General features: G+C 58.9%; 10 protein-coding genes. 7 read left to right on the plus strand and 3 right to left on the minus strand.

Features of this window, described 5'->3' with window-relative positions:
• Nucleotides 1-76 precede the first annotated feature (76 nt).
• From NA78x_RS01295 to NA78x_RS01305, 3 genes are all read right to left on the minus strand, one after another.
• Nucleotides 77-1399 carry a DUF1501 domain-containing protein gene (locus tag NA78x_RS01295; protein ID WP_425616610.1) on the minus strand — a complete coding sequence of 441 codons (1323 nt, stop codon included), beginning with the start codon at nucleotides 1397-1399 and terminating at the stop codon, nucleotides 77-79.
• 76 nt (nucleotides 1400-1475) lie between these two features.
• Complete coding sequence (locus NA78x_RS01300; RefSeq protein ID WP_425616611.1) at nucleotides 1476-2978, minus strand: DUF1501 domain-containing protein; 1503 nt, start codon at nucleotides 2976-2978, stop codon at nucleotides 1476-1478.
• Between the two features lie 1092 nt (nucleotides 2979-4070).
• Nucleotides 4071-5420, minus strand: a complete 1350-nt coding sequence (locus tag NA78x_RS01305; RefSeq protein WP_425616612.1) for a cation:proton antiporter — start codon at nucleotides 5418-5420, stop codon at nucleotides 4071-4073.
• A 351-nt stretch (nucleotides 5421-5771) separates the two neighbouring features.
• Between NA78x_RS01305 and NA78x_RS01310 the strand changes: the two genes are divergently transcribed.
• The 7 genes from NA78x_RS01310 (at nucleotide 5772) to NA78x_RS01340 (ending at nucleotide 19974) form a co-directional block, all read left to right on the plus strand.
• Nucleotides 5772-8147, plus strand: a complete 2376-nt coding sequence (locus NA78x_RS01310) for a tetratricopeptide repeat protein (protein WP_425616613.1) — start codon at nucleotides 5772-5774, stop codon at nucleotides 8145-8147.
• Between the two features lie 53 nt (nucleotides 8148-8200).
• A complete protein-coding gene (locus NA78x_RS01315) occupies nucleotides 8201-15907 on the plus strand; it encodes a tetratricopeptide repeat protein (RefSeq protein WP_425616614.1) in 7707 nt (2568 codons plus the stop codon).
• Between the two features lie 90 nt (nucleotides 15908-15997).
• Nucleotides 15998-17047: a MotA/TolQ/ExbB proton channel family protein gene (locus NA78x_RS01320; RefSeq protein ID WP_425616615.1), complete on the plus strand. Its 1050-nt coding sequence runs from the start codon at nucleotides 15998-16000 to the stop codon at nucleotides 17045-17047.
• 85 nt (nucleotides 17048-17132) lie between these two features.
• Nucleotides 17133-17543 carry an ExbD/TolR family protein gene (locus tag NA78x_RS01325; RefSeq protein WP_425616616.1) on the plus strand — a complete coding sequence of 137 codons (411 nt, stop codon included), beginning with the start codon at nucleotides 17133-17135 and terminating at the stop codon, nucleotides 17541-17543.
• Nucleotides 17544-17546: 3 nt separating this feature from the next.
• On the plus strand, nucleotides 17547-17981 hold the full coding sequence (locus tag NA78x_RS01330) for an ExbD/TolR family protein (protein ID WP_425616617.1): 435 nt from the start codon (nucleotides 17547-17549) through the stop codon (nucleotides 17979-17981).
• Between the two features lie 19 nt (nucleotides 17982-18000).
• Nucleotides 18001-18456, plus strand: coding sequence for a hypothetical protein (locus NA78x_RS01335; protein WP_425616618.1), 456 nt, complete (start codon nucleotides 18001-18003; stop codon nucleotides 18454-18456).
• A gap of 9 nt (nucleotides 18457-18465) precedes the next feature.
• A complete protein-coding gene (locus NA78x_RS01340) occupies nucleotides 18466-19974 on the plus strand; it encodes a DUF4159 domain-containing protein (protein WP_425616619.1) in 1509 nt (502 codons plus the stop codon).
• The last annotated feature ends 1 nt before the right edge of the window (nucleotide 19975 follow it).

A 19975-nucleotide genomic window follows, 5' to 3' on the forward strand; every position in this document is an offset into this window, starting at 1 on the left:
CGGTCCGTTCGCAGTTCGTTCTACAGAACTGCGAACTCAAGGGTGCTTGGTCTTTGCCACTAGCCCAGCCTGCGTGCTACACCAGTTCGCTGATCGGCTTCCCCTTGTCGAGCATGTAGACGGGGCGGCCTGCAGGGTTCATGAACTGAACCTGCGGGTCGATGCCGAGCACGTGGAAGATCGTAGCCATCAGATCTTGCGGGCGAATGGGATGCGTCCCGGGAACGTCAACCTTGGGAGCAGAGTCGCCCACGACCTGCCCCATCTTCAAGCCGCCACCAGACAAGGCCAGCGTGCTCAGCGGTGCCCAGTGATCGCGGCCAGCGTTCTTGTTGATGCGTGGTGTGCGACCGAACTCGCCCGAGATGACGAGTAGAATCTTCTCGTTGAGTCCCCGCTGATAGATGTCTTCGACGAAGGCCGAAACAGCCTGGTCGAGTTGCGGGCTTCGCTGCTTCATCGAGCGTTCGATGGTGCCGTGCATGTCCCAGCCACCGTAGGCGATGGTCACAAAGCCGCAGCCTGCTTCGCACAGTCGACGAGCGGTCAGCATTTGCTTGCCGAGGTTATCGCCGTAGGCCGCACGGGTCTTGCTGCTCTCTTGGGAGATATCAAACGCCTTGCTCGCGGCGCCAAACATCAAGTCGAAAGCTTGCTGCTCGAACTTCGACTTGCCCGCCATATCGACGTTCTTGTCCAGCGTACGATTGGCAGTGTCGAGCGTGCTGAGCAGATTGCGGCGCTCAGCCATTCGCTCTTCGGGAACGGACATGTTCATGTTCTTGCGAGCCTGCCCTTCTTGATCGAAGGGGCCGCACGAGGGGCCAAGAAACGCCGGGCCATCTCCCTGGCGAATCTGTCCCATGCGCACATACGTGGGCATGCCCGTGGTCGGATGATTGGCCCCGCGCACACGCGAAAGAATCGAGCCATAGCCCGGACGATCAGGCACGCCGCCGTTATCGACCTTGCGATTGTCGTAGCCCGTCATCACATAGTGCGTGCCGCCGGCATGACCGCTGTTGGTGTGCGCGAACGAACGGACGAAGGCCATCTTGTCGGCCACGCTCGCGATTTTCGGCAACGTGCCGCCGATCGTCACGCCCGTCAGGTTCGTGGCCACTTCGCCGGTCGCACTACGATACTCCGACGGAGCCGTCATCTTGGGATCGAAGGTTTCGACATGCGTGGCACCACCGCCGAGCCACAACCACACGACGGACGTGTCTTTCACCGCCCGCTGATTGGCCGCCGCTTCAGCCCGAGCTTGCAGCAAGCCTGGCAGCGATAACGCCCCGAGCCCCATCGTTCCCAGGCTGAGTGAACCGGCCTTCAAGAAGTCGCGGCGATTCGATCCTGCACAATCGCGATACCGACGGCTGGAAGATAGCTCAAGCATGGCGAGGCTCCGGGAGGGGGAATTAGTTTGAAGTTCGCAGTTTGAAGTTCGTAGTTAATGGTTCAAGGTTTCAGGTTTAAAGTTCAAGGTTAAAATACAAAGCCGCTAAACTGGCTCTTTCTTCACTTCGAACTACAAACTTCGAACTTAAAGAGGGGAGAGGGAAACTAAAACAATTGACTAATCGGCGGTGTATCTTCGGCGGTGTATCTTCGGCGAGCTTGGTGAGTTCGCGGGGGATGCGGGTATCGAGACGCAGTTGGCCGACGTCGAACAGCGTGTGCAGCACGGTCGACATCAGGTTGGGGGTGGAGATCGGATCGGTATCGGGCACGTCGTTCTGGCGGCTGCTTTGGCCGATCACCTGCCCCATTTTGAGACCGCCACCAGCGAGGGCCAGAGTGCAAAGACGTGCCCAGTGATCGCGTCCGCCGCGGGCATTCACCTTGGGAGTGCGCCCGAAGTCGCCCGTGATGATCAGTAGCACATCGTCGCTGAGGCCGCGGTCTTCGAGATCTTGCAGGAACGCCGAGACGGCTTTATCGAGCGGACGGCCCAGCATTTCCATGCCGGCAGCGACACCCGGGTTGTTCCCATCGGCGTGCATGTCCCAGCCTGAACTTTGGACGGTGACGAAGCCACAGCCAGCTTCCACCAGACGACGAGCGAGTAGCATCTGCTTGCCGAGCGACGAAGGCTGAAAGACCTTCTTGCCGACGCGGAACTCGCGAGTGTCGTAACGCTCTACGAGTCGCTTGTCTTCTTTCTTCAGATCGAAGGCATCACCGGCTCCGCGAAGCACCATGTCGAGCGCTTGCTGTTCGTACTTATCGAGCCCTTGCATGGCGCCCGAAGCATCGACTTCGCGATTCAGCCGATCGAGTTGCCCGAGCAGCGAGCGGCGGTCGTCGATCCGCTCGGCGGAGAGCTTCAGCTGCATGTTCTTCAGCAGGGTGCCGCCGCCGTTGGGATCGAACGGCGCGTTCGCCAGGCCCAGTGAGCCGGGGCGCGAGCCATTCGCGATGCGGCTTCGTTCGCTGGAGTATTGACCATCGACTTCATCGCTCGTGAGGAGCGAGTAAGTGGGCAGACCACTATCGGGATGATTGGCCCCGCGAATGCGTGCAAAGACCGAACCCATGCTGTAGCCCGCTTTGCCATCGCCGAGCGGATCGCTGCCACCGGATAACACGTGGGCAATCGCCTTCACGTGATCGCCGATGGGATGCGTGAACGAGCGGACCAAGGCCATCTTGTGAGCGTGGCTGGCCAGTTGCGAAAAAGTGCCACCGAAGGAGATGCCCGGAACCGAAGACTTCACCTCGCCTGTGATGCTGCAGTACGGAGCAGGTGCATCGCTATTCGGATTGAAGGTTTCGATGTGGCTGGGGCCGCCACCCAGGAACAGCAACACGACCGACTTGTTGCGGAAGTAGTTGAGCTGGCGACTGGCATCTTTCGCCGCGAGCCACTGCGGCAAGGCCAGACTGCCCAAGCTGAGGGCCCCAATACGCACGAAGTCACGCCGGCTGAGGCCGGTGCAATCGGTGCTCTGGGGTCCGCAGAACCAGGTCAGCATGGGAGAGGATCCTCGGGCGGGAGGCGTGCGGCTGAGCGCATCACCGAGAATCATCGTATCGGATTATGCTGATGCGTCAATCTTTTTTTGCAAAAAGACTCGCGACCTCCAGGCTCTGGGGCTGCAGCTGTTCGTGGACCTTTACGGCCTTCGCTTTGCCTCCGATTTTGCGAGGGAAGGCCGATGGAGTGTCTGCGCGATTGGGGTCAGGAGTCTATGGCGAGTAATGTTTTGTGGAAGTAACCGGGTCGCCTCTCGCCAAAGACTCGCCGACCCCGGGTTTTTAATATTAATAGATAATTGACAAAGGATCAGCATGTCGGAATAATTTTCCGATGAGTGCAAGCTGCTGCGAAGGTCGAGTTTTTGCCCGGCCTTTCGGTGTGTCCTTGCGCGCTGCTGGCGACGGAATTGCGAGACCGATCTTTTCCAATCTGGTGAAAAGTTACAGTCTGCTGCGCAGCAGGGGCTCAATTTGCCGTGAGCGGTCGCTGCAAACTAAGGGAGGCGTGCTTGCCCTTGCTATTCGGAGGTTATCGGGTCGCCTTGGTTATCACCACAGGAGCATCCCCCACTAAAAGGCTGTTATCAAGTGGTTATCAAGAAATCGCTTAATAACCTCCATGAAATTATCACAAGTAATTTAAGGTTATAAACTTAGATTCGATTGATCACGGCGAAAAATCGTGTCAAAAAGTTATCGAATCGGTTGAGCAGGGGGGTGTTCAGCGAAGTTGAATTGATTCGGAATTGCGACCGGGTTAACGGGGGTCGGCGAGTCTTTGGCGAAGAGCGATCCAGCGAGTGGAGTTCGCTTCACTCGCCATAGACTCCCGACCCCAGGGCTCATGATCGGCGGTTGTTCACAAACCTCATAGCGATTCGAAATGCCAGTCCGAGCAGCTACTTCAAGCCTGCAGGCAATCGAATGGCTGGCGAATTGGGGTCAGGAGTCTAAGGCGAGCAATGGCCTGCGGAAGTAGCTGAATCGCTCTTCGCCAAAGACTCACCGACGCTAGGGTTTAGAAGCGGCGGGGGTTGCCACGAGTGCGCAGGGTGCTTTCGGTCTGAGGCTCGCTCGCTGCGCTGTGATCAGCAATCCAGCCTTGATCCGCGCAGCGAGCTCTTCGCGATGAAAGGTTCTAGTTCGGTTCCCGGCGAGAGCCAGAGGAGGAGGGGAGTCGTCATCAGCGTGGTGATGATGGCCATGAGGACGAGCATGCAGAAAAGGCTGTCGGGGATGACCCCCAGCTGACGTCCGACGTTGATGACGATCAGCTCCATCAGGCCGCGGGTGTTCATCATTGCGCCAATGCAGAGTGCTTCGCGGGGTTTAAAGCCGCCGAGCCAAGCGGCCAGCGAACAGCCGCCGAGTTTTCCAAAGATCGCGGCGGCGAGAATCGCGGCCAAGATGATCCAATGCGTGGCAGTCCCTAGGCTGCCGATATTGGTGTGCAGGCCGGTGTAGGTAAAGAAAATCGGCAGGAAGAAGACCGAGAGAAAGTCGCGCAGTTCGCGGCCGAGTCCTTTGCGCAGCGGCTCTTCGTCGGAGAGTGCTGCACCGAGCAGAAACGCCCCGAAGATCGCAAAGATGCCGATCAGGCTGGTGCAAATCGCACTGACAAACAACACGACCAACACAAATGCCAGTCCGCCCGGCGTGAGATCGCTCTTGTCGCGGCCCGTGTAGCAAAATTTCAGCAGCCGCTTCATTAGTGGGCGCACCACGAAGACAATGATCGCCACAAACACGATCGTCCACAGAGCCATTTGGACCACTCGCCAGGGATCGAACTTTTCCTGGCCGAGATTCGCCCGCACCAACCCTGAGACGGCGGCGAGCAGTGTCCAGCCAATCACATCGTCGACGGCAGCGGCGGTCATGGTTACTGCGCCGATGCGCGTGCGCACGATATTCAGTTCCATCAAGATCCGCGCCAGGACCGGGATCGCGGTAATGGACATCGAGATGCCCATGAATAGCGTAAAGCCCGAGAACGAAACGGGCCCACCGTTGACGTGTTCGAGGTACGGATAGATGGCCGGGGCGAGACCGGCCCCCAAGGCAAACGGCAGCACGACTCCCGTGAGAGATGTCGCGAGGGCAGCGGTGCCATGCCAGCGGAGATGGGAGAAGTCGAATTCCAGGCCCACGAGGAACAGGAGCAGGATCAGCCCCAGCTGACTGAGGACTTGCATCACGCTGGTCGTCTCGGGCGCGAAGACCGTTTGGGCAACTGTGGGGAAGAGCCAGCCAAAGAGCGAAGGGCCTAGCAGCAGTCCCGCCGCGATTTCGCCCACGACGGCCGGTTGTCGGCACCAGCGGGCGACTCGCGCGCCAATTTGCGAGGCCGCGACGATGACTGCCAACTGCAGAATCACGCGCAGCAGCAAGGACTCGGTCTGGGCATCACCGGCGGCGAGTAGAGGAAGGCCGAGCATTCCCACATCATCGTCAGAGCACAACTGATGTCAAGACAATTGTTGTTTGAACATTTGTTGCACGGGACGGATGTGCTGCCTCTTTGTCACCCCTGCCATCCTTTCTTCCCCCTTCCCCCGATTCTGCGTAACGCCAGCAGGGTCTCAAGTCATATCACAACGACTGCAACGACGTTGCGCTCTGGGAAAGCAGAAACAGTTAGCGATGCTTGACGGCCCCTCCACCGGCAAATAACGTAGCGTGATGCACCCTTGCCACCCGTTGGCAGCGTAGGACGCCGATTTCCCGCCTGACGATCACCCCTCCTACCTTGCGTCCTCGAAGACCCTTTTTCAGTGGGGAAGTTGCCCATGCCGCGCCCTGTCGTCGCCTGGTTTTTGCTCGCTTGTCTTAGCTTCCCGCTGCTGGTCGGTGCCCAAGAAAAGCCAGCCCCTGTCGAGCCAGATGCGGCTGTCCGCGGGTCGATCGTCGAAGATCGCCTCGCCAAGAAGCTGATCGAGGCGGGCGATGCCCGCGTCGATGCCGACGAAGGCTCGAAAGCGGTCGAGATCTGGAAGTCGGTCATCGAGCGCTACCCACGCAGCAAGTTCCGCTTCGATGCTCACCTGAAACTGGGCAACTACTTTCTCGATAAGGAACGAGCCTACGAACGGGCCCGTCCTCACTTCGAAGCAACCGCTGCCGAAGACAACCGCAGCGAAGAACAGCGGGCCGAAGCGACCCTCAAGTTGGGCGTCTGTTTCTATCACAACCGCAACTACGGCAAAAGCTTTCAGATCATGCGCGACGTGATCGAACGCTTTCCCGTCAGCCCGCAAGTCAACGAAGCCTACTACTACATTGGTCTCGGCCACTTTCAGCTCGGTCACTACAGCCGTGCGATTCAAGCTCTGGAAAAAGTCGGCACCACCCTCAGTGGTGAAGCCGGTCAATCTTCCAAGTTGGAAGCGGGCAAGCGCTTCTTCCTGAAGATCGAAGATGCGGATCTAGCCGTGCTCGAACCAAACCAAACGATCAAGGTCCGGGCCAAGACCACCAGTGGTGATGAAGAAGACATTGAGTGCTTCCCGGTAGGGCGCAATGTGCGCTTGGTACTAGGCAGCATTCCCTCGCACCTGGGCAAGCCTCGCAAGCAAAACGGCATGCTCGATGTGCGCGGCGGGGACAAGGTGCAAGTGACCTACACCGACGAGCACACCGCCGACAAGAAGCTGAAGGTTCCAGTCGATCGCGAAGTGCAAATCGTCGGCACGGCCAACGTCGCCGTTACCGACGGTGCCTTCGCCGAAACGGTGAACGGCGTGGTGCTCGGCAAGACCGTGAATGTGCGAATCAACGACGGCGACCGCGATGTTTCCGATGGTGCGGACACCATCAAAGCCGTCGTCGAAGTCTATCGCCAAAAGTCGGAAACCGAGATCGAAGCTGAGATCGCGGCGCTTAAGAGCAAGCCCGCAGTTCCCGCAGCCGGCGATGAAGAAACGACCGAAGTTGAACTCGATCGCTTCAAGCTGGTCGATAAGCTCGACCTCACACTCACCGAAGCCAAACCCGCCATCAGTGCCGCTTCGCGCGAAGCCCCTACTCGCTCTGGCGAACAACCCATTGGTCCGGCAACCAAGAGTGAAGCTCCCGCCCCCACGACCTCCGCCGAAGCGGTTCCCGCAACAACGAGCAACCAAGAACCCGTTGACGATGGCTCACTCCACTCGGGGCTGTTCCAGGCAACGGTGGTGCTGGTGAAGGCCGAAGAGGCCATCGCTGGCGATCAAATTTTGCAGGCATTGCCCGGCGATCAGGTGCGCGTGAAGTACCTCGACGAAGTTCACTTCAAAGACGGGGTTCGCGATGTACAAGCCCGCGTTGCTTGCCTCGAAGGGAACATCGGCGGCGTTCGGGTCACAAAGGCGGAAATCACCGATCAGCAACTGCGCGTGCAAACACAATTGAAAACGGCCGATGCGCTGACTCAGATTGGCAATCGCTACAAAGAATTCGGGCTCAAGGACAAGGCCATCGAAAAGTACGATCAGGCTTTGGACGTGTGTGACGATATCGCCGACGAGGCTCGCAAGCTGGGAGGCGCGTTGCTCGAACAAACCTACGTGCAACTGTGGAACATCTACTTCGCGATGGACAAGCTCGACTTAGCAGCAGCCATGTGCTCGCGGTTGCAGAACGAGTTTCCCAGCAGCGGTTTTGTCGATGACGCCATGTTGCAACTCGGCGATGTCGCCCGCAAAGGTGGCGACTTGCAGCGAGCCATTGGTATCTACTCGCGCCTGGCCGCGATGAAGACCAGCCAGCTACGCGGGGAAGCGCAGTTCGGCATTGCTGAATGCTACGAAACGATGGCGACCAAAGCACCGAACCCTGCATCAGCTTCGCAGATGCAGGACCGAGCCTTCCAGGAATTTAAGAAGGTTTACGATCAGTACCCCGAGAGTGGTCGCGTGGGTGAAGCCGTCGCGAAGATGGCCAACTACTACTACACGCAGAAGGACTACGCCCGCGCCGTCGATACTTTCGAGACGGTCCTCAACAACCATCCCGATGCCAAGTTTCTGGATGTGATTCTGTTTAACTATGGCCGTTGCTTGTATCGCATGGAACGCAAAGGGGATGCTCGCCGCCGCTTCGATCAGCTGATCAGCGAGTTCCCCGAAAGCCCGCTCGCCACCGATGCCAAGAAGATCTCGGAAGCTCTCGCCAAAGCGGGCTTCTAATCCCTGCCTTGCCCACCGCTCAGTCGCTCCTAATTTCTGTCAGGAATATTCGTATGCGTCGCCCACTTGCCTCTGCGGTGATTGCTGCCTTCGGCTGGTCCTTGGCATTCAGCAACGGCTGGGCTCAAGCACCGGCTGCACCCATGCCAGCCACTGCCAACCAAGAGGCAGTGACGGATGAAGTGAGCAAGCAAGCTTCGTCGCTCGAAGCGGAACTGGGCAAGTACAAAGACACTTCGCCCGAAGCGGCCGAGGCCATGTTCAAGCTCGTCGAGCTTTACCATCGCGAAGGTCGCCTATTTGGCCTGGTGCGAGTTGGCCAGCAGTTCGCCTCGGCGCATGCGGGAGACGCTCGTCATCAGGCCGTGATGCTCAAGCTGCTCGACGGCCTGGAAGCACTCTCGCGCAACAAAGAAATGGGCGCTGCCTGCCGGCAGTTCCTCGCGCGCTATCCCACTTCGCCCGAAGTGGCGAACATCGAAGTTCGACTGGCCGCCGCGCTCAGCCAAATGGAAGATCGCAAGGCAACCGCCGAGGCCAGCCGTGCGGTCTGGACTCGCCAGGGAGCCAGCGAAGTCGGTCGGCGGCATGGCGTGCAAGCGATTCAACTCTTCAGCGGTTTGAATGGCGAAGAAATTCTTGCTTCCGCCACGTTAAGCGAGGAGATGCTCGACAAGTTGCCCGCTGGCGAGTTTGCCAAAGAAGTTGGCCTCCACTCGTTCCACGAGTATCGCCGACTCGGTCAGTGGGCCAAGGCTTCGGTCGTCGGTAACAAACTGTTGCAAAAGGGCCTCGCCGGCGATGCCGAGGGTCAGCGACAGATTCACCTGTGGCTCGCCGAGAATCATGGCAACCTTGGTCAGCATGCCAACTCGGCCGAGAGCCTGCGTCTAGCGCGCTCGCTGCGAGACGATCAGAGTTCGCACTTCTATCACGTCTATCGGCTCTATCACGGTGGCGGCAAGCCCGATCAGTTGCAACCGCTCGTCGATCAGTACGTGCAGAAGTATCCGCAGCGGCCCGATCGCCTGCAGCTGCAGTCGTATCTCGCGGCGTCTTACATCACCGCCGGTGATAAGCCTCGCGGTGTCGCCATTCTCGCTTCGCTCCTGCCGCTCGAGCCAGCCTTCAACGGCAATGCCTCGGTGTTTGTGCGCGAGAACGGCATCGAGCCGGCGCAACTGGCCGACAGTGAGCAAAAGCTGCGGGCTGCCTTGAGTCAGAATAAGGAAGGCGCGTACTACCTGCGCTATGTCCTGGCGTTTGACCTATTCCGTGATCGCGTGAAGGATCTCGCCAAGGCCAAGCAAATGGCCCGTGAGCTGATTTCGCAATCGCCGACCGACGACGGTCACACTGCCGGGGCCATCGAATGGCTTCTGAGCAACGCAGCCGACGACAACGAATTCAAAAGCGACCTGGCGCTCATCCTGCAAGCTCGTCAGCAGAATCCCCACCTAGTGAACATTCGCGAGTGGGTTCGCAACTGGATGGTCGCCATTCGCCAAAACAAGGATCTGAAAGATCGCGCCGCGATCGTCGCCGAAGAACTGAAGAAGAGCGACGCGATTCCTCTCATCGCCCAGTGGACGGAACAGCGGGGCGGCAATGCCAACCAGGCTGAAGCCATTCGCATCAACCTGCTCAAGCCCGAAGTCTTCAACACGCTGAACGAAAAGTCCGCTCGCGCTCTGCTGCAAACGCAGGCCGACTATTACCGCCACTATGCCCCGGGCAACAAGCGCGGCGAGCAAGTTCGCGTTTATACGCAGTACGCCCAGAAGTTCCCCACCGATCAGCAAATCGCCTATTACTGGCTTGAGACCGCCGTCGATTACGGCAAGCCAGAGGATGCCAAGCCGGCGGCGCAGCATTGGATGAAGTTTCCAGCGCAAGCCTCGAACGGCGATATTTGGCGTCGTTTGATGATTGCTGGCGACAAGAACAACGATCCAGAACTGGTGAAGCAAGCGTTTGCATGGATTCAAGCCTGTGCGACGCAGCACGGCCCCGATCCGCAATATGCTTCGGGTATTGGCGACATGCTCGTCAAGCACAAGTTCGAGAACGAAGCGGTTGCCTGGTGGACGCAGTACTCTACCTTCAATCGCCAACACCCCGAAGCCCGCGAGTGTGCCCTGCGCTTGCTCGGTCGGTTGAAAGAACCAGCTCAGCGCGCGCCGCTCCTTGCCGATTTAATCAAGCACGATACCGACTTCTTTGGTCGTTGGGCTTTCATGCAGGCCGCCGATGCACTCGCTGCCAATGACCTGGCCACCTTCGAGCGCATCCTGAAGGAAACAAAGACTCGCCAGGCCGAACGCCCGTTGCGCGCCGCCGATCTCGACATGTGGATGGTCAATGGCTGGCTCGATGGCACTCGTGCCAACATGATGATGACCGAGCCCGACAAGGCTCGCGTCCTCACAGCGATTCGCAATTTGCAACTCTACCCACCCGCCGCCGGCGCAGCGCTGGCCCTGCTCGAAAACGAACCCGTCGCCGCTGATAAAAAGATTCAACGCCTGCTCGATCTACAAAAGTTCACGCGACTCGTGGGCAACGAATGGTACGACTTCGACCGCATTACGCCCTTCGTGCAATCAGCCGTCGGTCGCAAAGACTTTCTCTCGGCGGCGACGCTCGCCACGGGCATGCTCGCGAACATTCCGAATGTCGATGAGCCTCGCAAAAAGGCGGTGCGCGATCTGGCCACGCAGTCGCTGGCCCGCATGGGAGCCGTGGGTCTGACCATCGACGACTCCAGCCCGCTCGCGCCGCTGCTCCAAGCCGCCCTCTACTTCCGCTTGGGTGACGACCGCTTGGCCTTCGATGCTTACCTGGCCAACAAAGAGCTGTTCGACGCCAACCGCAATCAATTGCCGCCCGATCTGCTGATGTTCGTCTGCGATCGCTTGATCGCCGGCGGCGGCGACGCCAATCACGAAAAGGTGGAAGAGATCCTGCGCGGCTGGCTCATCGCCTTCAGCGAATCGATGCAAGTCGAAGACACCGTGAAGGCTCGGATGCAACTGCTGCTGGCCCGCAACTTCTACAAGGCCCAGCGGTACGACATTGCCCGCAGCGAATTTACCACCGTCGTCAATCGCTATGCCAAAACACCGCAAGCCATTGAAGGCGAGTTCGGTATCGGCGAGACCTATCTCTCACAAAAAGTCTACGACCAGGCCGAAGCGGTCTTCGACAAGCTGGCCCGCAGCACCGAGATTGACGTTGTCGTCCGCGCCGAGTTCCTCCGCGGTGTGCTCGCCTTCCGTCGTGGCGATCGCGATGAAGCCCGCGATATCTTCCGCGCTGTGCTCGAACGCGTGCCGAATGTCGAACTAGCAAATCAGGCACTGTTCAACCTGGCCGAAGTGTACGGTGCTGAAGAGCGCTACATCGACCAACTCAACCTGCTGCGCACCGTCGGTCGCTTGGGCCGCGCCAGCAAGCGGCGTCACGTGCCGGGCATGGCACTTTCGATCGTCGTGCACGATAGCGACCTGGGCATCAGCCGTGGTCACAATCGGATTCCGGTGCGAGTGACTACCGAGCCCGGCGGCGATAGCGAAATGGTGTATCTCACCGGTTCGGGCGCGGGCAAGGGCTTGTTCCGCGTGGATGTCGAAACGCGTTTGGGTCAAGCCACGAAAGACGATCGCGTGCTGCAACTGACCGGCAACGACGTCATCAAGTGCGACTATCCCGAAGAGTTCAAGAGCGAATTCAAAAACGTCCCACTCTCCGATGTGGAGATTCGTGTTGCTTCCGATGCCAAATTCGAAATGGCGAGCAACCCCATCGTCGACAAGCAGGCCGAGTCGTTCAGCGAAGCCCTCGCCCGCGAAGCGGCCGAAGAAGATGGCGACGCGCGTCGCTCGCAGGTTCGTCCTGCCAACCAGATCAAGCCGGGCAACCCGGTGTATCTGCGAGTGAAAGACGGTGACCGCGACCTGACGAACGATGCCGACGAAATCGTCGTCAAACTGGCCGCCGACAGTGGCGACCAGGTGCAAGTCAAGCTCAAGGAAACCGGTCCTCACACGGGCATCTTCGAAGCCAATGCCACGACGGGTGAGCTGCCCGCCGGTGCGCTCGCGACGGATACCGCCATCGACCACAGCCCGCTGATGGCCATCGACCGCGACCCAAAAAGCACTTGGATGAGCCAGCCTGATGGCGGCACTCCCAAGTCACTCACCATCGACATGAAGGACCTGAAGAAGACTGCCCGTGTGCGGCTCGGCGTGCCCGATTCCACCAAACGAGCCCCAGTGCGTGGCGATCTGTTCGGCAGCCAGGATGGCGAGTTCTGGTTCCGCATTGCCAGCCAGCCAGAACGCCCGATGCTTCCCTCGGCTGGCGACGCCGGTCGCATGAAGCAGAAGGTCTACAACGGCGACTTCACCAGTTACACCACCTGGGATCAAATCGCCGCCCTTTGGAAAAACAGCAAGGCCATCGAAGAGACCGATGCCGAACAACTTCGCTGGGTTCGTCCCGCCGAGCAAGAAGACTCGGCCAAGCGATTCGCGGTGATGTGGCACGGTAAGCTGGTGCAGCCTCGCGATGGGGCAGTTCGACTGCAGGTGAATGGCAACCGCACGGCACTGGCCGTGAATGGTCGCGAAGAATTGCCGCTCGGTGGCAATGGTCGCACCACCGACATTTGGCTGAACGCGGGCACACACGACGTTACTATCTTCGCAGCGTCAACAGCCGGTCAGACACCGGTCGAAGCACTCATTGCCCGTGCCGATCTCGATACCAGCAAGATCACGCTCATTCCCTTCCGCGCCAGTGACTTCGACCTGGAGCATCCCGCCGCGAAGAAGGCCGCTGAAGTAGCCGCTACTGCACTTCCCAACGAAGGGAACATTCCGCTGCTGCTGGAGCAAGCCAAGTTCAACAAGAAGACCGAAAAGTTCGGTGTTACCAAGGAAGTGACCAACGTCGATCACATCGGCTTCTGGCAATCGCCCGAAGATACCGCGACCTGGGAAGTGGAAGTTCCCGCAGCCGGCATCTACGAAGTCTGGACTCAGCATGCTCATGCGGGTCCCGGCGGCTCGTACAAAATTGAAGTCGATGGCCACGCCGCGACGGTGCAAGTTCCCGATACTGGCAATTGGGCAACCTACCGCGCCGAGCGCATCGCTCGCCTGCAGTTCGCTAAGGCCGGCAAGCACACGGTCGTGCTCAAGCCGATCGAGATTAAGGGTGAAGGTCTCGTCGATATCAAAGCGCTCGCCCTTCGCCCGGCGAAGGGAGCCAGTCTGATCACCGTCGGCAACGATTGGGAATTCCATTTCCCCGAGCAAGGCCTGCGCTACGTTCGCTTCACTTGCCACGAGTACCTGGGCGAAGCGATCGAACTGGGCAACATCGAGATTGCCGCCGCCGATCCGGCCCTGGTCCACATTCCTACCAAAGAAGACGTGCTTGCACTCGCCGGCAACAACTCGCTGGAGATTGCCGCTGGCGACAATGTCGTCGGCACTTACACCGATGAGCAAACCCTCAACGAGCAAGGTGGCAGCCAACTCCTCACAAGCAAGTTGCAAGCCACTTACTTCAATGCTTCGATCCACGCGATTGCTTACGACTTCGAACGTCAACAAAACGGTCAGGTCCAGAACATTCGCAAGGAACTGAAGCGGATCGATCCCGGCGAACGGATCACCGTCGAAGTGACCGACTACGATCAAGACAGTACCAATCAGCGCGACCAGGTGAGGTTGCAAGTGGTCGTCAACGATGGCGAGCCCATTGAACTCGTCGCCGTCGAAACGGAAGAAAACACTGGCATCTTCACCAAGGAAGTCGATACGGTCGCTCCCGGTGCAGACCCCAAAGCGGCTGCCGGCAAACTGGCGGTGAAGATGGGTGACCGTGTTTACATCCGCTATCTCGACACGCACAACACGTTCCCCGGCCACAGCGTGCCGCGTGAAGCGGCCGTCTATGTGACGCAGCCTTCGCTAGCCAAGATTCGCGTGCTCGAAACTCGCGTGGTACCCGCACCGAAGGGCTCGAACGCTCCTCCGGGAACCGTCGTGCTGCCGCCGAAGGAAGGCAAAGAAGTCAGCGGTGTGGCCTTCGAAGCTCCGCTTACCGTCGAAGTGATTGACCCCGATGCCGCTAAGGACAGCCGTAGCAGTGTGGTAGTCAAGCTGGCCACCAGCGACGGCGCCACGGCCGAAGTGCTCTGCCAAATCTCGAATCAACTTTCCAACATCCCGACCACAGTCGATGGCGACTGGGCCTTGGAAGAAGGTCGCTTCGTCGGTCAGGTGATTCTGCAACTGGGCGGCAAGAACAGTGCAGCCGAGGTTGCTCTCACCACTGCCATGCCGCGCAATCTCATCGGCAAAGTCAAACTAAGCGAAGAGGCGACAGAAGCTACTGCTGGTGCGAATCTCGTCACGCATGTGCTGAATTTGACTGGCAAGGATCTGGTCACTGCCTCGTATGCTGATACTCGCCGTCCCGATGGCCCAGCAAAGACACTCTCGGCTCAGGGTCGCCTGATCTCGAACGGTGTGCTCGTCTGCACTGACCGCGACTACGAAAAGGAACTCGAGCAGCTACACGTCGGCGAGAAACTGTTCCTCAAGGTCACCGACCCCGATCTCGATGCCTCCGATGCTCGCGACGTGGCCCAAGTAGTCATCACGACCGAACTGGGCGAGAAGGAAACGGTTAGCCTCGAAGAAACGCTCGCTCACAGCGGCGTCTTTACCGGTTCGCTGCAGCTGAAGGCCGTCGATACGCCGAAGGTCGACAATCTCGATCCAGCAGACCCGATCATCGAAACGTATTTCGGTGACACGATCGTCGTGAAGTACAAAGACCTCGCCGCCAGCACCGAATCGGGCGATCTGGAATTGCAAATTGAAGTGCCTGTCGTGGTCGGCACCGATGGCCTGGTCGCTGCTTTCAGCAAGACGTTCAACGACGAGAACCTGGCCGTCGAAACCAAGTTCCGCGTCGCCGAAAGTTACTTCGAGCTCTTCAAGAGCCACAAGACACTCGGCCGCGATGAGGAAAAGAAGATCGACCTGGAAGCGGGCCGGCGCATCTTGCGGGAAGTGATGGAAGACTATCCCGATCCCAAGTACGCACCACGCGTCGCTTACTTGCTCGGCCAGTTCGCCCAGGAACTCGGTCAGTGGGACGAAGCCATTCGTTCTTACGACATGATCCTGCGGCAGTTCCCCGATCACACCCTCGCCCCCGATGCCCAGTACAAACTGGCGCAGACTTACGAAGAGGCGGGCGACTTCGATCAGGCCCTCGAAGCTTACGTGACGCTCGCCGCCACGCATCCCAAGAGCCCGCTGATTCCGAACGTGATGATTCGCATCTCGGACTATTTTTATAAGACCGAGAAGTACGACATCAGTGCGCAAGTTGGCGAGAAGTTCCTCGAACGCTTCAACGCTCACCAGCACGCGCCGCGGATGGCGTTCCGTGTCGGCCAGTGCTACTACAAGAACAAGAAGTACCTCGTGGCCGGTAAGAGCTTCGATGCCTTTGCCAAGCTGTTCCCCGATGACGCGCTGTGTGCCGATTCGCTCTTCTGGGCCGGCGAAAGTTTCCGCATGGGTGGCAGCAATCGCGAAGCGTTCATTCGCTACAACAACTGCCGCTGGAAGCATCAGGAAAGCGAAGCTGCCAAGTACGCACGTGGCCGCCTCGCCCTGCCCGAAATGCTCAATCAGTTCGAAGCCGAAGCCAATAGCGTGGATGAGTAAGTTGGAGTTCCGGCTTCAGCCGGTTCTAGCTCCTCGTTCATGAAACCGGCTAAAGCCGGAACTCCAACATTTTTGATAAGTAGTTTGCTCATGACGTTTGCAACCCTCCTTCTGACGCTGGCCCTCGCCGGTCAAGTCGACGATATCCTGGCCGATGAAGCCAAAGCACAGAAGGGAATCAAGCCTGCTGCTGCCGCGCCGGCATCTCCTGCACCCACGGCACCAAAGACCGCAGATCCGGCGATGGCAACGGAACCAACCGCCGATGCCGCTGCTGCGGCCAAAACCCCCGGCGGCAAAGTTGCCAAGGCAAGCAATGCTGAAGAGCAGGGCGGCGATGCTGCGAAGAGTGAAGGCGAATCCTCCGACGGCGACGACAAGGCCAAAAGCGAAGAGCTCACGGGCACTGCTAAGTTCGTCAACGATCTGACCAAGACCGGCGCGCTGGGCTACATGATCGAGGGTGGCATCTTCATGTGGCCCATTCTCTTTCTCGGCATCCTCGCCTTCGGTGTGATCATCGAGCGGTACCGCGCTCTGCAAATGCTGAACACCAAAGACGAAACGCTCCGTTCGCAAGTCCTCAAGCTGATGCAAGACGACCAAATCGAAGAAGCCTTGCAGTTGGTCGAACGTCACAAGGGTCCGGTCCCTGCGATTCTCGGCGCTGGCCTGCGCAAGTATCTTATCGCTCGACGCCTCGGCTACGATCCGGCCAAGATTGAAGAGCAAGTGACCAAGGGGATGGATGAGTACTCGGTTCATATTGTGGCCGCGATGGAAAAGCATCTGCCGATTTTGGCGACCGTTGCTTCCGCGGCACCGATGCTCGGCTTTCTTGGCACGGTGTCCGGCATGGTGACCTCATTCGCCGAAATCGTGGCGACCATGGGTGAGAAGAACATCGTCGAAGCAGCAGCCGGGGGCATCATGGTGTCGCTCCTTACGACGGTGCTTGGACTGATTGTCGGTATCCCCGCGTTCGTGGCCTTTAACTACTTCACCAGTGCCATCAACGGCTTTGTGCTTGACGTGCAAGAGTCCGCAGCCGAGTTAATTGAAGCGGTGACGTTCCAACTGGCAGTCGCGGGACGTGAAATAGCCGATGCCGAGTTACCGCCAATTACTACGCATCGCTGAGCCTGTTCGAACCTCAGCCCCCTCATCCTCAATTCCTGGCCCCTAACCTCTAGCCCCTGGCCGCTCCCCCATGCGTCGCAGCGGAATGAACAAACTGATGGTTGAACCGGCCGCTGTCGCCACGGGCGATATCGCGTTCAATCTCATTGTGTTCTTTCTCGTCTGCGCGTCGACACAACCCGATCGAGGCCGCAAGCAGGACATTCCTTCGAGTCAGCAGACCAAGGCCGAGCAGAAGCAAGAGAACACCGAAATCCTGGTCACCAAGAGCGGCATCGTCCTGAATGGCGCCGCGGTTCGTGCCCCGGAATTGCCTGGTCGCCTGGCCACGCACTTCAAAGGGAAGCCACGGCCCGAAGATCGCGTGGTGGTGATCAAGACGCGCCCCGACACGCCGTACGAAAACTGGATCTCCGTCACCTCGATGGTGCAAGATGCCGGTGGCAGTATCACCATCCAGCGTGAAGAAGAACGAACCGTCACGGTTGGCAACTGAGCTATGAAGATACCTCGTCGAACCATGAAAGCAGATGTGCCGGCCACGGCGATGGGGGACATTGCGTTCAACCTGCTCATCTTTTTCGTGATCCTCGCCCGTGCTCAGGACGACAGCCATATTCAATGGAAGCCAGCCCAGGTCGGCAATCTCGAAAACAACAAAGGTGGCCGCGTTACGGTCGTGATGGACGTCGATGGCAAGATCTTTTTGAACGGTCAGCAGCAGAGCGAATCGGAGTTGAGCACCGCCATTGGCGAAGAGTTGGGTGATGCCCCCGCGGGCGAACGTACGGTGATGCTCAAGGTAGATAAAGACACGACCGCGCCGCGGTTTGAACCGGTGATTGAAGCCATCAGCCAGGCTGGTGGCGAGTTGATCCATATTCTGGAAGAAGACAAATCGGCCCGGCGCGCTGCAGTCGCGAAGTCGAAGTGAAATAGCGAACAGGTGAACCATGGAAAGCAATCAACCACGTCCATCGACTGGCTTCGGCCCGCTGAAGGATCTGAACAATCTGAAGAACAACGGCACCGCATCGCTGGGGGAGCTCAAGGAGTTTCTCAGTCGCCTGCAAGGCCGCAGCCCGCAGGAAGTTGTCGGGCTGGTGTCGACGAGCATGCTCGTGCAAAGCATGATCATCTCGACCGTCGGCACCCTCGCGGTGCTCGCGATTTTTACCATCGGGCCGTACATGGTCTATGGCGCGCCGCAGCCCAAGAAGGCAGCCGCCGTTCCAGCACCAGTCGCTCCAACTGCTCCCACGGCCGCAGAGCAGGCGAAGACCGAAGAACCCGTCGACAACAACACCAAGGCCGTGAAGGCGCTCGGCATCGACGAAACAAAGGACGCCGACCCCCAGGCCAACCCGCTCGAAAACAAGCTCGATAATCTGCTCGACAACGTGAAGTAAGCCACAGCCGTGATTGCTCAATTCCACAGCCGCCTGAACAATCTGCAGCGCATCACGCTCTACTACAGCGCGCTGTGGCTGCTCGGGTTTTGCTTGTGGCAGGCGATGCCCAACGAAGAGTGGGCCTTTCCGGTCATTGGCATCCTGCTGTTGCCATCAATTCCACTCAGCGGCATTTGGCTGAATCTCGTCCGCCAGAAAAGCACTCCCACGCTGCTGTGGGCCCGCGTGGTCTCGCTCGCTTACATTGCTTGCTGGCCCGCCGTTCATTACCTGTGCGAAGCGCTCGGCCTGACTGGACTGACGAGCACCATTCGCGACTTTGCCCCTTGGGGACTCTTTAGCATCGGTCTGGCCTGGGCCATCTGGTACTTGGAAGTCAGCTCGCGCCAGATCGAACTTGGTCGCATCGAACAGCACATTCAGCAGGGCGATATCGTCCATGCCGCGACCGACGAAGACTCCATCGCGCCTCCACCGGGCCAGCGCAGCTGGAATCCCTTCGATCCTCATGCCTGGTACTACGGGCGGCGAAATCGCAAGCTCAAGCAATCGACGCTGGTGACCATTGCTTACAGCGCTGGCTTCTGGATCGCTTGGGGTCTGTTGCTGCTCGGCCTGCAGTTTGGCGGCTGCCAGGAATCGGCCGATATGCCCGCCGGTGGTGGCCAGTACAAGCAAGTTGCCCAGCAAGTCAAAATCCAAAAGGTGATCCGCAAGAAGTTCGTCATCAATCCGTTCAGCGCCATCAAGTTCGATGTGCCACCCATCGACGACGTCAAGCTACAACTGCAGGAAGTCACCGAACACGCTTACACCGTTGGCTATGGCGAGGGAACCGGCGCGGGCTTTGGTGGCGGCAAGAAGGGTGGCAAGATCCGCTTCATTCGCTTGCAATACGACGGCGGCGACTGGGATCAAGAGTTCGGTATTGGCGGCGACGAGAACATGTTGCTGCAGTTCGACATCCTCACGAACAAGCAGCACAAGATTGCCGAGAACACCGAGTTCCGCAGCATTCAGCAGCTTTCAAACTTCGCTCCCGAAGCTACGCCGCCGTTCCTCTACATGACCGGTCAAGGAAACATCAGCCTGGCGAATAAGGACGTCAAAGTTCTGCGCGAGTACCTGATCGATCGCCACGGCATGATCTTCGCCGATAACGGCGGCAGTCGGCATTTTCATAATCAGTTTGTGGCCGCGATGAATCGCGTGCTGCCGGACATTCGCCCGGTTCCCGTGCCGCTCGACGATACCATTCACCGCGTCCCCTATGCACTGCCGTTCCTGCCTTACGTCGCTCCGCACGGCGGCAAGCAGGCACTAGGCTGGTCGCTCGATGGCCGCTGGCTCGTCTATTATCACCCGGGAGATATCGGCGATGCTTGGGCCGATGGCCACTCGGGCGTGAAGCCCGAAGTTTACGAAGCCTGCTACCAACTCGGCACGAATGTGATGACCTATGCCTACGTCGAACGATCGAAGTGGTTGCTCGGCAAGCAGCAAAAGGGGAAGTGAG

This window comes from Anatilimnocola aquadivae, from assembly GCF_049819085.1.
GTDB lineage: Bacteria > Planctomycetota > Planctomycetia > Pirellulales > Pirellulaceae > Anatilimnocola.

What these genes read in the sequence shown, in the direction of transcription:
- NA78x_RS01320 (WP_425616615.1), top strand. Translation starts at nt 15,998, where the DNA reads ATGACGTTTGCAACCCTCCTTCTGACGCTGGCCCTCGCCGGTCAAGTC.
- NA78x_RS01300 (WP_425616611.1), bottom strand. Translation starts at nt 2,978, where the DNA reads ATGCTGACCTGGTTCTGCGGACCCCAGAGCACCGATTGCACCGGCCTC.
- NA78x_RS01310 (WP_425616613.1), top strand. Translation starts at nt 5,772, where the DNA reads ATGCCGCGCCCTGTCGTCGCCTGGTTTTTGCTCGCTTGTCTTAGCTTC.
- NA78x_RS01335 (WP_425616618.1), top strand. Translation starts at nt 18,001, where the DNA reads ATGGAAAGCAATCAACCACGTCCATCGACTGGCTTCGGCCCGCTGAAG.
- NA78x_RS01330 (WP_425616617.1), top strand. Translation starts at nt 17,547, where the DNA reads ATGAAGATACCTCGTCGAACCATGAAAGCAGATGTGCCGGCCACGGCG.
- NA78x_RS01305 (WP_425616612.1), bottom strand. Translation starts at nt 5,420, where the DNA reads ATGCTCGGCCTTCCTCTACTCGCCGCCGGTGATGCCCAGACCGAGTCC.
- NA78x_RS01295 (WP_425616610.1), bottom strand. Translation starts at nt 1,399, where the DNA reads ATGCTTGAGCTATCTTCCAGCCGTCGGTATCGCGATTGTGCAGGATCG.
- NA78x_RS01315 (WP_425616614.1), top strand. Translation starts at nt 8,201, where the DNA reads ATGCGTCGCCCACTTGCCTCTGCGGTGATTGCTGCCTTCGGCTGGTCC.
- NA78x_RS01325 (WP_425616616.1), top strand. Translation starts at nt 17,133, where the DNA reads ATGAACAAACTGATGGTTGAACCGGCCGCTGTCGCCACGGGCGATATC.